The sequence below is a fragment of the Kribbella sp. NPDC050470 genome (genome assembly GCF_044458365.1).
Taxonomy (GTDB): Bacteria; Actinomycetota; Actinomycetes; order Propionibacteriales; family Kribbellaceae; genus Kribbella.
Window position 1 is genome coordinate 156,924 of the sequence record NZ_JBITHV010000015.1, and the last position, 13,792, is coordinate 170,715.

The 13,792-nt window shown below is 69.4% G+C and carries 12 protein-coding genes and 1 pseudogene; 3 read left to right on the forward strand and 10 right to left on the reverse strand.

The features are described 5' to 3' along the window. Window positions 1–14 precede the first annotated feature (14 nt). Window positions 15–179 (reverse strand): annotated as a pseudogene (locus ACIBGM_RS39375) (DUF2252 family protein); the annotation flags it as partial. 157 nt (window positions 180–336) lie between these two features. Further along, window positions 337–642, reverse strand: coding sequence for a pyrophosphatase (locus ACIBGM_RS39380; RefSeq protein WP_396388445.1), 306 nt, complete (start codon window positions 640–642; stop codon window positions 337–339). A gap of 40 nt (window positions 643–682) precedes the next feature. Between ACIBGM_RS39380 and ACIBGM_RS39385 the strand changes: the two genes are divergently transcribed. Beyond that, window positions 683–1,588 carry a hypothetical protein gene (locus ACIBGM_RS39385; RefSeq protein WP_360521087.1) on the forward strand — a complete coding sequence of 302 codons (906 nt, stop codon included), beginning with the start codon at window positions 683–685 and terminating at the stop codon, window positions 1,586–1,588. Between the two features lie 10 nt (window positions 1,589–1,598). On the opposite strand, the gene ACIBGM_RS39390 is transcribed toward ACIBGM_RS39385, so the two are convergent. From ACIBGM_RS39390 to ACIBGM_RS39410, 5 genes are all read right to left on the reverse strand, one after another. Then, the gene (locus ACIBGM_RS39390) at window positions 1,599–2,516 is read right to left on the reverse strand and encodes a hypothetical protein (protein ID WP_360521084.1); all 918 of its coding nucleotides are present in this window, start codon (window positions 2,514–2,516) and stop codon (window positions 1,599–1,601) included. 136 nt (window positions 2,517–2,652) lie between these two features. Beyond that, window positions 2,653–3,717, reverse strand: a complete 1,065-nt coding sequence (locus tag ACIBGM_RS39395) for an LLM class flavin-dependent oxidoreductase (protein ID WP_396388446.1) — start codon at window positions 3,715–3,717, stop codon at window positions 2,653–2,655. Window positions 3,718–3,803: 86 nt separating this feature from the next. Next, window positions 3,804–5,357, reverse strand: coding sequence for a DUF6297 family protein (locus tag ACIBGM_RS39400; RefSeq protein WP_396388447.1), 1,554 nt, complete (start codon window positions 5,355–5,357; stop codon window positions 3,804–3,806). Further along, entirely contained in the window at window positions 5,354–5,995 is a 642-nt protein-coding gene (locus tag ACIBGM_RS39405) for an ATP-binding cassette domain-containing protein (protein ID WP_396388448.1), read from the reverse strand. Before ACIBGM_RS39405 ends, ACIBGM_RS39400 begins: the two co-directional genes overlap by 4 nt. Further along, window positions 5,992–6,627, reverse strand: coding sequence for an O-methyltransferase (locus tag ACIBGM_RS39410; protein WP_396388449.1), 636 nt, complete (start codon window positions 6,625–6,627; stop codon window positions 5,992–5,994). The genes ACIBGM_RS39405 and ACIBGM_RS39410 overlap by 4 nt, the downstream gene beginning before the upstream one ends. 93 nt (window positions 6,628–6,720) lie before the next feature. On the opposite strand from ACIBGM_RS39410, the gene ACIBGM_RS39415 reads away from it, so the two are divergent. Further along, complete coding sequence (locus ACIBGM_RS39415; RefSeq protein ID WP_396388450.1) at window positions 6,721–7,701, forward strand: carbohydrate kinase family protein; 981 nt, start codon at window positions 6,721–6,723, stop codon at window positions 7,699–7,701. A 52-nt stretch (window positions 7,702–7,753) separates the two neighbouring features. Here the strand turns inward: ACIBGM_RS39415 and ACIBGM_RS39420 are convergent, their stop codons facing one another. After that, window positions 7,754–9,034, reverse strand: a complete 1,281-nt coding sequence (locus ACIBGM_RS39420) for an alpha/beta fold hydrolase (RefSeq protein ID WP_396388451.1) — start codon at window positions 9,032–9,034, stop codon at window positions 7,754–7,756. A gap of 97 nt (window positions 9,035–9,131) precedes the next feature. Here ACIBGM_RS39420 and ACIBGM_RS39425 point away from each other — a divergent pair, with 97 nt between their 5' ends. Continuing rightward, window positions 9,132–9,704, forward strand: a complete 573-nt coding sequence (locus tag ACIBGM_RS39425; RefSeq protein WP_396388452.1) for a hypothetical protein — start codon at window positions 9,132–9,134, stop codon at window positions 9,702–9,704. Here the strand turns inward: ACIBGM_RS39425 and ACIBGM_RS39430 are convergent. After that, window positions 9,701–12,226, reverse strand: a complete 2,526-nt coding sequence (locus tag ACIBGM_RS39430) for a polynucleotide kinase-phosphatase (protein WP_396388453.1) — start codon at window positions 12,224–12,226, stop codon at window positions 9,701–9,703. The two genes, ACIBGM_RS39425 and ACIBGM_RS39430, sit on opposite strands and share 4 nt — an antisense overlap. Next, on the reverse strand, window positions 12,226–13,635 hold the full coding sequence (locus ACIBGM_RS39435; RefSeq protein WP_396388454.1) for a 3' terminal RNA ribose 2'-O-methyltransferase Hen1: 1,410 nt from the start codon (window positions 13,633–13,635) through the stop codon (window positions 12,226–12,228). Before ACIBGM_RS39435 ends, ACIBGM_RS39430 begins: the two co-directional genes overlap by 1 nt. Window positions 13,636–13,792: the final 157 nt, after the last annotated feature.

Below are 13,792 nucleotides of genomic sequence, written 5' to 3' on the forward strand. Positions count from 1 at the left end.
TTGTACTGCGTCAGCAGATCCTCGACGTCCATCCGCGAGTACCAAATGGCGAGGATCGGGCTGTCAGCGAACCCGCGCATCGCCTCGCGGTAGCTTCGCACCGCGGTCAGCACGACCTCGCGGCACCGCTTCGCACTGAAGCCGTTGTCGCGCCCGGCCACCACGAAGCTGGCCGCCAATCCCGCTCGTCACCGGCCCGGAAGTCGGCGTGCGCCTCGAGCGGCACCTCCTTCCGCACCGCCTTCCCCCACGCCGCCCGCTCCGCCGCACTCCGCTGCTCCACACCCATGAAGCCAGCGTCCACCAACCACCGCCGGCCTCACCAGTCCGCGGCGGCTAGACCTCTCGGGCGAGCCATTTGTGCTCGATCTCGCGGGGTAGGTCTACGTCGTGCTGCCGGGCGAGCAGCAAGAGTTGGCAGAAGACGTCGGCGAACTCCTGGTGGAACGTGGCGCGGATCTGGTCGGCGCTCTGGCCCTTGGCGCGGGCGCGACCGGTGTGCTGAAGGTACGCCTGTGTCAGCTCCCCCATCTCCTCCTGCAACTTCAGCAAGAACCAGTCCGGATCCCGCTCGAAGCCGAGCTCCTCGCCGTATCGCACCGACAACTTCTCCAACCGCTCCGACAACTCCGCAATATCCACCCGCCTACCCAACCAGCAGCCACCGACACAGAATGACCGGGTGGACGCGGTCGAGTGGTTGCTGGAGTCTGCGGAGCCGGCGGTGCGGGGCATCGCTCGACGCGAGCTCGTGGGCGAGCCGCACGGCGAGGATGTGTTGCGCGGGGCCAAAGTGAAGGCCCTGCTGACCGACGCATGCGGGACCGGGCGGGCCTACAACAAGTGGACCGGCGCGCACTGGCGGATCGTGTCGCTGGTGGAGTTGGAGGTGCCGGCGGGTGAGCCTCGGGCTATGGCTGCGGCGGAGTACGACCTGGATGAGAGGACGCGGTCGCTGCGGTACGGCGTGAGTGTCGTAGACGGACTCGTACGGCGGTGTGGCTCGATCGAAGGGAACACGCTCGGGGCGTGCAGTCGACTGGGGATGGCCGGCGATCCGCGGGTGCAGCAGTTGGCCGAGGGGTTGCTGGAGTGGCAGTGGCCGGACGGCGGGTGGAACTGCGATCGCGAGGCCTCCGGTCGGCGCTCGTCGTTCCACGAGACGCTGGCGGCCGCGTGGGGGCTGCACGAGTACTACCGCGCAACCGGTGACACCGCTGCGCGTGATGGCGCCGTGCGGTCCGGGGAGTTGTTCCTGGAGCACCGGGTGTTTCGCAGCCTGTCGACCGGCGAGGTCATCGACGCGAGGTGGTTGCGGCCGAGCTATCCGGCGTACTGGCACTACGACATCTTGCAGGCGTTGCTGGTGTTGTCGCGGCTCGGGATGGTCGGTGACGAGCGGGCAGGTGACGCGCTCGACGAGCTGCAGAGGCGGCGGCACGCCGACGGTCGGTGGTACGCCGGGCGGCAGTGGTGGAACCCGCCAGGCAGCAACCGTACGCCGGAGGTCGTCGACTGGGGCCGGAGCGGGCCCAACGAGATGATCACCCTCAACGCCCTGCGAGTCCTCAAGGCTGCAGGGCGGTGAAGGTTCTCGCTTACTGCTGTGGTGTGGGGTTCGGTTCTGGGTCGGTGCCGGACTCCGGTTGGCCGTCTGGCGCAGGCTCGGGGGTGGTGTCGACGGCGGGCGTCGGCTCGGGCTCCGGCAGGAGGAGGTAGGGCTCGGCGCCGGGCTCGGGTTCCGGTTGCGGGTCCGGGGCGGGCTGCGGGTTGCTGACCAGGTTGTCCGGCGCGGTGGCCCAGACGGCGGCCGCGGCGCGCTGGGCGTCGGCGGCGTCGGTCTGGCGCTCGTAGTTCTTGATGTCGAGTGCGTACGCCTGCACCACCGCCGACAGGTCCCTGCGCAGCTGGCGGTGCACCCAGAGCGCGTAGGCCTGGCTGCGGGCCTCGATGAAGTTCTTCAGTTCCTGCATCTGGGCGGGGGTCATGTCGTCCTCCGAGGAAGTCGGGGTGAAGTCGCCGCGGGCGATCGCGGCGCGGGCGGCCGGGCCGGGGCAGTCGGTGCCGTCCGGCCGGACCGCGGAGTGCGGCCGGATCGCGGTGCCGGCGGGAAAGATGCGGCGGAAGTCGGCGATCACCCCGCGGGTGGTGCTCTTCATCGCGGCGGTCGGCTGCTCGCCGGTGACCAGGATCAGCAGCACCGCGCCGTACCGCTCGTTCAGATCGCTGTTGCCATTGGCACCGGACTGGACGCGCAGCCCGCGCAGCGTCCAGGCCCGGCCGGCCTGGTCGACCGCGACCTGGTACGCGATGTCGGACCAGCCGCGGTCGTCCATGTGGTAGTTCTGCCAGCCGCGGAGCGCGGACGCGACCGCCGCATAGCTGTGGATGCCGGTGGTGGTCCCGGTTCCGGGCCAGTGGATCACCGCGCCCTGGACCCGCGAGACCGTCAGGTTCCCGGGGCCGCCGTTCGGCGGCCGCGCGTTCCACGCGGACCGCGGTAAGTATTCGACCATCAGTGCTCCCTCACTTGCCTCACTGAGCACCCCTACCCGCCACTGGCGCTCGGTAATCAACCGATCACGATCGGCGTGCGATCGTCAAGTGATTCACACCGGCCTGGGCCATCCCATCAGCCCAAGGGGGCAGCCGTCAGCCCTTGAGCAGTGGAAGGAGCTGGTCGCCGACTCGGACGATCTCGTCGCGGTACGGCGTGTCGGACAGGACGAAGTGGGTGATGCCGAGGTCCTGGTACTTGCGGAGCGACTTGGCGACGTCCTGCGCCGAGCCGACGAGCCACGTCGTACCCGCACCGCCACCGCCGTACTTGCCGGGTGCGGTGTAGAGGTTGTCGTCGAGGACCTCGCCGCGCTCGGCCAGGTCGAGCAGTCGCTGCTGGCCGACCGCCTTGAACCAGCGACGGTCGCGCGGAGCGGTGCCTTGGGCCTCCGCCATCTTCGCGACCTTCGCCTCCGCGTCGGCCCAAGCCTCCTCGGTGGTGTCCCGGACGAGCGTGGTGATCCGCAACCCGAACTCGAGCGGCGCGTGCTCACGCCCGAGCTCACTCTCCAGCGACCGCAGCTTCGCAATCCGCTCGGCGACCCCGTCCAACGGCTCACCCCAGAACAGCTGTACGTCGGCCTCGGTCGCCGCGACCCGCTGCGCGGCGTCGGACGCACCACCGAAGTACAGCCGCGGGTGCGCCCTTCCCTCACGTACGACGGGACGCGTCGCGACCGTGGACCCGGTGACCGAGAAGTGCTCACCGGCGAACGTCACGTCCTCCTCGGTCCACAACCGCCGTACCAACTGGAGGAACTCCTTGGTCCGCGCGTACCGCTGCGCCTGGTCGCCCTCGGAGTCGCCGTACGCCGCCAGGTTGTCCTGCCCCGACACGATGTTGACGAGCACCCGCCCGCCGGACAACTGGTCGAGCGTCGACGCGGCCGACGCGAAGTGCGCCGGCTGCCAGTACCCCGGCCGGATCGCGATCAGCGGCTGGAAGGACGTCGTACGCGCGGCCAGCGCCGAGGCCACCGTGAACGTGTCCGGCCGGCCCCACCCGGTCCCGAGCAGCGCGCCGCCCCACCCGTGCTCCTCGGTCAGCCGCGCCAGCTCCGTCAACCGCTCCAGACCGTTGTGCCCCTCCACGGCATCGTCCCCGCGATGCCCCGGATCGACCTGATTCGGGATGTACCACAGCGCCTCGACACTCATCAGAACCCTCCAGGCAGACGACCGACCCAAAGGACTGTATTCCACCTGATCTACTACAGATTGGTCGTCTCACCGACCGGAAGGGCCTAGTCCGTCTTCGGGCGGACGGCGAACATCACCACGAGGACGAAGGTGGGGATGGCCAGGACCCAGGTGGAGCTGAGGTTGAAGAGCGCGGGGGCCAGGCAGAGGAGCAGCAGGTCGAAGCCGCGGATCGGCTGGGAGAACATGCCGGGCGGGATGGCGCCCATCGGTGAGGCGACCAGCGGGCCCGCGTACGAGGGGGGTCGCGCGGAGGCCTGGCGGACGGCGCCAGAGAGGACGCCGGCGGCCACCGCGAACGCCACCGGACCACTGCCCAGCGCCGGTAGCGCCAGCAACGCCCAGAGCGCAGCGAACAGGCCGGGGACGACGGCCATGATGACGCGGAGCTCGCGGAGATCCATGGCGAGCGCCCGCGCCAGCCCGGTCGAGCGGCACACCGACCGCAACCCGTCCATCGTCGGGCGTACGGCGACGAACCCGGCGAACCCGGCGGCGATCGGCACGACCTCGTCGAACCCGGTGCCCGCCACGGCGTACGGGACGACGAGCAGGGCGAACGCGATCACCAGCCGCCGCGGCCAGCGCAGGATCCGCAGGAACTCCCGGTAGACGAGCGCCCCGCCCCGCGACCCGCGACCCCGGCGCGACCGCACGCGTCCCTTCAACCGCCAGTGCCGCCCGGCGACCACGTCGGCCAGCATGCTGACGTCAAGGCTGCTCGCCGCTCCGGCCAGCCCGGCGAGCAGCTCACCACCTGCGATCACGCTCGTCCGGCTCAGCTTGTCCAACGTCTGCGCCGTCACGACGACCAGCACCGTGGTGAGGATCACCGCGACCACGAAGACGAGCAGCAGGTGGGTTTCCGCAGTGGTCAGCAGTGGAGGCTCTGCATAGGGTCCGATGGTCGAAAAGCCGACGAACCCGGCGGTCAGCGTGGTCTGCTGCGGCTGTTGGAATGCCAGCAACAGAGCCGGGACGACCGCGGCGACCAGCAGCAGATCTGCCACCCGCAAGGCCCATTGCGACCGCTGCGACTTCTGCTGTGCCCACACCGCCACACACGCTGTGCAGACGAGTAGCGCCGCGCTCAGGAGCGATGCCCCCACCACCTCGAACCACATCGACCCCAGCAACGCCCACACCAGCGCCGACGCCAGGAACCCAGCCACCGCAACCACCGCGATGACCACCCAGTACGCCGGACGCAGCAAGCCCGACCGGTTCACCGGCGACGCGAGCAACCAGAAGCCGCCCGCGCGGGACGCCGACACCGGCCCGACACTCAACGACACTCGCAGCGTGGTTGCCACCAGCAACGGCAGCAGGATCCACGGCATCCAGAACGTCAGCTCCGCGCAGGACCACGCCGTACATTGCGCGGCGTTCTCGTTCAGCTGGCGTACGACGTTGCCGCCGGAGGCGGCTGCCATCGCCAGCGTGAAGAGGACCAGGTAGACGTCCTCGAAGATCTGCCAGAACGACCGGTCCGCCCGGCGCCGGCGGGTCTTGCGCATCCAGGACCGCAGCGAACGCGGCGACGGGATCGCGCCGAAGTCGGCCGGGTCGAAGACGACCGGCCCGTCCGCAGCACTCATGGGAGCGGGGTCAGCGTGACGACGGAGTCCGCGACGGCCTGGACCAGCGCCGGGTCGTGGCTGGCGAAGAGGATCGACGTACCGGACTTCTTCTCCTCGATGAGCCGGTTCGACAACCACTGCACGCCGTCGGTGTCCAGCCGTGCCTCGGGCTCGTCGAGAACCATCAGCTTCCGCGGCCGGACCAGCGCCGTCGCCAGCGCGAGGCGACGGCGCTGACCCGAGGACAGCGATCCGGGCAGCTGGTCGGCCGCCGGGAGCAGCCCGATGTCGTCGAGCGTGGTGTCGACCAGGTCCTCCGGCGACGGGTTGCCGTGTGCCCGGGCGAGCAGGTCGAGGTGTTCGGCCGCGGTCAGGTCCGGGAAGAAGTCGAGGTCGTCCAGCAGCGTGGCGACGTCCCGCCGGACGGCGTCCGCGCGCTCGTCGATCGGGAGACCGTCGAGCAGGATCGTGCCCGCCGCCGGTTCGGCCGAGCCGACGATGCACTTGAGCACCGTGGTCTTGCCGGCGCCGTTCGGCCCGACCAGCGCGATCGCCTGACCGGCCGAGAGCGTGAAGGTCAGGCCCTCGATCACCGGGCGGTCGCCGTACTTGTGCTGCAACTCCTTGACGCTCAACCGCGCCGCGGCCTTGCTCACTTCTTGCGGACCAGCGTCAGTCCGTCGCCGATGCCGAGGATGACCACGTCGACCCGGTCGTCCTTGGCGATGTGCGCGTTGAACTCCTTGCGGTCGACCGGACCGTCCGCGTCGATTACCCGGCCGCCGGCCAGCGTGTTGTCGAACAACATCAGCCCGTTCGGCCGCAGCAGTGACACCAGGCGCTCGAAGTAGTCGATGTAGCCGGCCTTGTCGGCGTCCACGAAGGCCAGGTCGAACGAGCCGTCCAGCGCGGCGGCCAGCTCGTGCCCATCGCCGATCCGCAGCTCGATCTTCGCGGCGACGCCGGCCCGCTCCCAGTACCGGCGCCCGATCGAGGTCCACTCCTCGCTCGCGTCCAGGCAGATCAGCTGCCCGTCGTCCGGCAGCCCGCGGGAGATGGCGAGCGCGGAGAACCCGGTGAAGGTGCCGATCTCGACCGCGCGGCGCGCCGAGATCAGCCGGGTCAGCGTGGTCAACAGCGCCGCCTGGTCCGCCGTGGTCAGCATCACCGACACGTCGCCGAGCTGCCGAGTCTCGTTCACCAGGTCGGTCGCGATCTCGTCCAGCGGCATCCCGTGGGCGACCATGTAGTCGTGCAGTTCGTCGGTCACTAGGACTTGATTACCCATCGAAATCCTGCCTTCGGTGTATTAGATCGGTCGCCTGTAGTCTCTATGGGTTGTTCGAACGCCGCGCACCCACCCCACCGAGGAGCACCCCGTATGCGCATCGCCGTCGCCGGTTCGATCGCGACCGACATCCTGATGACGTTCCCGGGCCGGTTCAAGGACCAGTTCCTCGAGGAGCAGATGCACAAGGTCTCCCTCTCGTTCCTGGTCGACGAACTGGTCGTCCACCGCGGCGGCGTGGGCGCGAACATCTGCTACGGGATGGCCCAGCTCGGCCAGCCGTCGCTGCTGGTCGGCTCGGTCGGCGCCGACTTCGCCGAGTACGGCGCGGCCCTCACCGAGGCCGGCGTGGACGTCTCCCATGTCCGCGTCTGCGAGAACGTACACACCGCCCGGTTCACCTGTACGACGGACCTGGACGCGAACCAGATCGCCTCCTTCTACACCGGCGCGATGGCCGAGGCGCGCGAGCTCGACCTCAGCGCGATCCACGCGGCCGTGGGCGGGATCGACCTGGTGCTGATCGGCGCGGACGACCCGGAGGGGATGCTCAAGCACACCAGGCTGGCCAAGGAGAACGGGATCGCGATCGCCGCGGACCCGTCGCAGCAGCTGGCCCGGATGGAGTGCGACGACATCAAGCGGCTCGTCGACGGCGCGGAGTACCTGTTCAGCAACGAGTACGAGTCCGGCCTGATGGCGCAGAAGACCGGCTGGAGCCACGACGAGATCCTCGAGCGGGTCGGCGTACGCGTCACCACTCACGGCGGTGACGGCGTGGTGATCGAGAACACCGGCGGCATCCTGGCCAAGGTCCCGGCGGTCCCGGCCCCGGGCCTGGTCGACCCCACGGGAGGCGGCGACGCCTTCCGGGCCGGCTACCTCACCGGCCGGGCCGCGGGCCTGGACCACGAGGCCGCCGCGCAGGTCGGCTGCACGCTGGCCACCACGGTCCTCGAGACGGTCGGCACCCAGGAGTACACCCTGAACCGGCCGAGCTTCCTCGACCGGCTTTCCGCCGCGTACGGCGCCCCGGCCGCAGCCGCCGCCGCAGCGGCGCTCAAGCTGTCCTGAGCACATCGACCGTGAAGGTCGCCTGTTTGCTGTTCGCCAGGCCGACCTGCCATCAGGTCGTGCGGACGCCGCCGCCGACCGAGCGCACCAGTTCGGTCAGGCGGTTGAAGACGCGGTCGGCCGAGAGACCGTCGTGCTCGTACTCGTTCGTCACCCAGGCCTGCAGGTTGCCGACCCGGGAGGCGGTGTCCAGTTGTAGCCCGGAGTCGACGTACATGTCGTCGAAGTACACCGCGGCCGCCACCGGTACGTCGTTCGCCGCCAGCCGGTCCAGGTCGTACAGCGGCGACCACTGCGAACGTGACGCGAGCGCCTCGACCGCCGCCTGGAACGGCCGCAGTATCCGGATCTCCTCGAACATCCAGGGGTACATCATCTCGCCGGTGAACAGCAGCGGCCGGGCGTCCTCGGCGAACTCCGGGTGCAGCGTCCGCTCCGCCTCGGCCGCCCAGGCGGTGGCGCCGTCACCCGATCCGTAGATGCTCTCCTGCAACGCCGCGAACAGCGGTCCCTGCGCGTACGACGACCGGTCCATCACCTGGCTCAGGAACGTGTCCGACAGCTCGTCACCGTCGAACGCCTCGTCGAGCAGCCAGTGCATCCGCTCGTACCCGGGCTTCATCCCGAAGTCGATCCCGAGCGACTGCAACCGCCGTACCGTCAGCCGATCACCGTCCGGAAGCAGTACGTCGGACGCCGTCAGCCGGTCCGCGATCGCGCCGACCGTCTCGACGTGGTGCGGGTAGCGCTTGTAGAACTCGCGGTTCTTCGCGGCCACCCGGGGATAGGTACGGCGGTACACCTCGGCGGCGGACGGATCGATCGACGCCAGCCCGCCGGTCACGTAACAAGCGGTCAGCCCGGACGGCGCCTGCGAGAGGTAGGTCAAGGTGAGGAACCCGCCGTAGCTCTGGCCGAGCGTCGACCACTTGCCGCCGCCGAAGACCGTCGTCCGCAGGTGTTCGGCGTCGCGCACGATCGAGTCCGCTCGGAAGCAGGCCAGGTAGTCCGCGCCCTCCTCGGCGGTGCCGAACGACGCCATCCGCCGGCCGGAGATCGGCGTACTGCGACCGGTGCCCCGCTGGTCCATCAGGATGACCCGGTAGGTCTTCAGCGCCTGCCCGATCCACCCGGACGGGTCGACCGGACGCGGTCCCTTGCCGCCCGGACCGCCCTGGAGGTACAGCAGGCACGGCAGGTCGTCGTTCCGGCGCATCGGGTCGACGAGCTCGCGCGCGAAAACCGTGATTGATTCGCCGGGATCAGACCAGTCCAGCGGCACCTCGACCGTGTGCTCCCGGACATGCATCCCCGGGATCGTGTAGCTGATCATGAAGCCTCCGTCGCCCGCCGCTCATTCACCGACCCCAGCGCCGCGACACTACACGCCCGGACACAGCTGCCCCCGCGCGTACGCCACAGTGTTCTTCATGACCGCCCCGCCGTTCGACCTCCGCCGCCCGACCCGTCGGCCGGCGGTCGGCCTGTTCCGCACCACCGTCGTCGTGACGGCGCTGACGCTGCCCCTCGTCTGGCTCTTCACCGCCTGGCGACCGTTCGGCCCACCGCGCTGCCGGGGCATTGTGCCCTGCATCCACTCGATTCCCGAGTACGGCGCGGTCTTCCGAGCCGTCGTCGCCACCGGCTGCGTCGAGCTCGCAGCGATCGCGATCTACCTCGTCCTGGCCCGCCCGACTGCAGCCCTCCGCTACGTGCCGGTCGCAGTCGGGGTCGTAGCACTCGCCCTCGGCGCCTGGGTCCCGGCCATCTCCGGCAGCGGCGCCCTCTGGCTCGTCCCGCTCTACTTGCTGTGGATCGCCGCGCCTGTGATTCTCCATGGCGTCCACCGCGCCGACCCCCGCTCCGTCATCCCCGTACTTCTCGCCCTGCTCCCCTCCTGCGCAGTGGGCGCCATCCTCACCCTCGAGACCCTCTGGGCAGCCCTACCCGCTCTGATACTTGTCGCGTCGGCCGCGTTCGTCGTGGTTCGACGACTGCGTTAGAGGCGCGGGTCTACTGGTTCCGACTCCAGGGCTAGTACGGCGAAGACGCACTCGTGGATGCGCCAGAGGGGTTCGCCGCGGGCGGCGCGATCGAGCGCTTCCAGACCCAGGGCGTACTCGCGGAGAGCGAGTGAGCGTTTGTGGCCGAGGTTGCGGTCGCGGAGGCGGTCGAAGTTGGCCGGCTCGGTGTAGTCGGGACCGTAGATCAGCCGCAGGTACTCGCGTCCCCGCACCTTCAGGCCCGGCTGCGCGAGGCCCTTCGCGGTCCGGGTCAGGTTGGCGGCCGGTTTCACCACCATCCCCTCACCACCCGCGCCGGTGAGCTCCTCCCACCACGCCACCCCGGCGGCCCAGTTGCCGGCGTCGACGAACAGCCGCCGCGTCGTCGTGATCATCGACGGGTCCGCTTCGACCAGCCGGTCCGCGATCCCGAGGTGCCAGGCGTGTGGCCTTTCGTGGTACGTCGTACCCTCCGAGGCCAGCACCTGGAACGGCGCCAGCCGGACGCCGTCGAGCCCGTCGGTCGGCCAGCAGTACCGGCGATACGCCTCGGTGAAGCGCGCAGCGTTCTCCGTACGACGCTGGATCCGGGTCAGCTGCTCCCCCACCTCAAGCCCTGCTGCCACAGCCTTTTCCAGCGCGGCAGTTGCTGCGGGCAACGACGTACGAGCGGCTGCGCCGACGGCGGCGTACTGGTTCCGCAGCAGGTCCTCGGCCTTGGCGCTCCACGGCAGCAGCTCAGCGTCGAGCAGCAGCCAGGACGTGTCGAGCTCGTCGAAGATCCCTGCGGACAAGGCGACCGCCCGCAGCCGGGCGAGCAACTCGTCCGTCAGTGATCCGTCGAAGAACGAGCGCCCGGTGCGAGTGTGGATCGCTCCACGTCCGGCCAGGCCGAAGCGTTTCTCCGCGACGTCGTCGTCACGCGTCAGCAGGACGACCGCGCGGGACCCCATGTGCTTCTCCTCGCACACGAGCTCGGTGACGCCCTGCCCGCGGTACGTCTCGAAGGCCTGCAGTGGATGCTCGAGTACGCCGGGCTCCGGTGAGGTCGCGACCGGGCTCATCGTCGGCGGCAGGTACAGAAGGAAGCGCGGATCGATCGCGAACCGGCTCATCACCTCCAGCGCGGCACCTGCCTGCTCGGCCCGGACGCTGAGCCGCCCGTGCGTCGCCGTCTCGATCACCCGTCGCCCGGTGACATCGGTCAGCTCGAGTACGTCGAGCTCGCGCGCCGGCGCGGTTGCCACATGCAACGGTTTGGCGGGCGCGTAGTACTCCTCGGCGGCCTGGACCGCGACCAGCTCGCGTTCCGGGTAGCGCAGGGCAGTCAGCGATCCGCCGAACACACAGCCGGTGTCGAGGCAGATCGTGTTGTTGATCCACTCCGGCTCGGGAGTTGGGGTGTGCCCGTAGACGACCATCGCGCGACCGCGGTACTCGTTCGCCCACGGATAGCGGACCGGCAGGCCGAACTCGTCTGTCTCGCCGGTGGTCTCGCCGTACAGGCAGAACGAGCGGACCCGGCCGGAGGCGCGGCCGTGCATCCGCTCGACCAGGCCGGCGTGCGAGACGACCAGCCGGCCGCCGTCGAGGACGTAGTGCGAGATCAGGCCGTCGATGAACGTCTCGACTGTGTCGCGGAACTCCGGCGGCTCCGTGGCGAGCTGCTCGAGCGTGGTCTCGAGACCGTGGCTGATCTTGACGTTGCGGCCTCTGAGTGCCTTGAGCAACTTTTCCTCGTGGTTGCCGGGCACGCAGTAGGCGTGGCCGTTGGCAACCATTCCCATGACGAGCCGCAGTACGCCGGGGCTGTCCGGACCGCGGTCGACCAGGTCGCCGACGAAGATCGCGCGTCGATCCGGGTGGACGGCGTCGATCGGGCGGCCGGTGTCGTCCCGGACGAGGTGGTAGCCGAGGTTCGTGAGCAGCTGCTCGAGCTCGGCGCGGCAGCCGTGGATGTCGCCGACGATGTCGAACGGGCCGGTCTGGTCGGTCAGGTCGTTGAACAGCCGCGTGCGTTCGATGCTGACGGCATCGATCTGCTCGACGCTGTCCAGGATGTGCACGGTGCGGAAGCCCTCACGCTTCAGGCTGCGCAGGCCGCGCTTCAGCTGGGACCGTTGCCGGGTGATCACCTTGGCGCCGAACTGCCGGTCCGGCCGCTGCTCGTTGCGCTCGACGCAGACGCGCTCCGGCGGATCCAGCACGATCGCCACCGGCAGCACGTCGTACTCCCGCGCCAGCGCGACCAGCTCCTTGCGCGCCTCGGGTTGCACGTTGGTCGCGTCGATCACCGTCAGGCGACCGGCCGCCAGCCGCTTCCCCGCGATGAAGTGCAACACCTCGAACGCATCCTTGGAAGCCGCCTGATCATTCTCGTCATCCGAAACCAGCCCCCGGCAGAAGTCACTTGACAGCACCTCGGTAGCTAGAAAGTGCGTCCGCGCAAACGTCGACTTCCCCGACCCACTAGCCCCGACCAGCACCACCAGGCTCAGCGCCGGAATCTGAATCGCACCCATCAGCCGGCCACCTTCTTCCGGAGCTTGAAGAGTGCTAGCTGGGTGGGCGGTCCGAGGTCGGGGTTCTCCGGGCCGACCGGGCGGAACTCCACGGTGTAGCCGTACAACTCGGCGACGGCTGTTGCCCAGGTGTGGAACTCGCGTCGGGTCCACTCGAAGCGGTGGTCGGGGTGGCGGAACTGCCCGGCGGGGAGGGAGGGGAAGAGGGAGTTGTGCTCGCGGTTGGGGGTGGTGACGATGACGGCTCCGGGGCAGGCTGACTGGAAGATCGACTTGGCCATGGCCGGGAGGCGGGGTGGGTCGATGTGTTCGACAACTTCCATGAGGACAGCGGCGTCCAGGCCCGTCAGGCGGTGGTCGGCGTACGTGACCGAGGACTGCAGGAAGCGGAGACGCTCGCGCTGGCGATCCGGGAGATCGTCGTAGTGCAGGCGGCGTTTCGCGCTGATCAAGGAACGCGCCGACACATCAGTCGCGATCAGCTCCCCGATCATCGGGTCCTTCAGCAGTTCGCCGACGAGCGCGCCCTCACCACACCCGAGGTCCGCGATCCGCCGCGCCCCAAGCTCCTTCAGTACGGCGGCAACCGTCGTACGGCGCTCAACCGCGAGCGATACCGGGCCGCCCTCGTCCGACGCCACCTCCGGCTCAGCCACCCCGTCGGCCTCGGCAAGACGCTCGAGCGCGGTGTCGGCGAGATACCGACGGTGGGCCAAATACCTACGCGAGATCAGCTCCTTCGAAGGATGCGCAGCAAGCCACCCCTCGCCCGCGCGAACGAGCTTGTCGACCTCGTCCGGACCGACCCAGTAGTGCTTCGCGTCGTCCAGCACCGGCAGCATCACGTACAGGTGGTTGAGCGCGTCGGCCAGCCGGAGTACGCCGGTCAGCCGCAGATCGACGTACCGGGACGGGCCCCACGACGGGATCTCCGGGTCGAGCGGCACCGGCCGAGCGTCGACGGTCCAACCGAGCGGGGCGAACAACTGCTCGGCCAACTCCGCGCCCCCGCTGCAAGGAAGCGCGGGAATGTGAATCTCCAGCGGAATCGAACGCGCGGCAAGCCCAGGCCGAGCATCGCACCGGCCGTTCATCGCCGTCCGGAAGAGCTTGCCGAGCGCGACCGCGAGCAGGCTGGACGCGGCGTACGGCCGGTCGTTCACGTACTGCCCGAGCGTGAATCCTTCCGCCGCCTTGCCGCGCCGGGAACGCACCAGCGCGATCGGGTCGATCTCGAGCAGCACCGCCGCCGTACAACGGTCGTTCGATGCTTCCGGATAGAACACCTGCGCGGTGCCACCGGTGATCTCGATGCCCTGCGGCCGGGCCGGATTCTTGTGCAGCAGGAACCCGAAGTCGCTGGCAGGCGCGCCGGCGCCGGCCAGGTCGGTGGCAAGGGTGAGAAACACGTCCGTATTCGATCACGCCCAGCGTTCAGGAACCCACCGATTTGTCAGGAGTTGCAGGGGTTTCGGCGATCGAACGGTGAGACACGCGGCGTGGGTCTAGCGTGTTGCCCGGAATGGCTCTAGCTTGATGTGCAGAAGAAGAGTCGCTACAGACCGT

Coding starts and splice junctions, on each gene's coding strand:
- ACIBGM_RS39390 (WP_360521084.1), bottom strand. CDS start 2,516: ATGGTCGAATACTTACCGCGGTCCGCGTGGAACGCGCGGCCGCCGAAC.
- ACIBGM_RS39395 (WP_396388446.1), bottom strand. CDS start 3,717: ATGAGTGTCGAGGCGCTGTGGTACATCCCGAATCAGGTCGATCCGGGG.
- ACIBGM_RS39400 (WP_396388447.1), bottom strand. CDS start 5,357: ATGAGTGCTGCGGACGGGCCGGTCGTCTTCGACCCGGCCGACTTCGGC.
- ACIBGM_RS39410 (WP_396388449.1), bottom strand. CDS start 6,627: ATGGGTAATCAAGTCCTAGTGACCGACGAACTGCACGACTACATGGTC.
- ACIBGM_RS39415 (WP_396388450.1), top strand. CDS start 6,721: ATGCGCATCGCCGTCGCCGGTTCGATCGCGACCGACATCCTGATGACG.
- ACIBGM_RS39420 (WP_396388451.1), bottom strand. CDS start 9,034: ATGATCAGCTACACGATCCCGGGGATGCATGTCCGGGAGCACACGGTC.
- ACIBGM_RS39425 (WP_396388452.1), top strand. CDS start 9,132: ATGACCGCCCCGCCGTTCGACCTCCGCCGCCCGACCCGTCGGCCGGCG.
- ACIBGM_RS39430 (WP_396388453.1), bottom strand. CDS start 12,226: ATGGGTGCGATTCAGATTCCGGCGCTGAGCCTGGTGGTGCTGGTCGGG.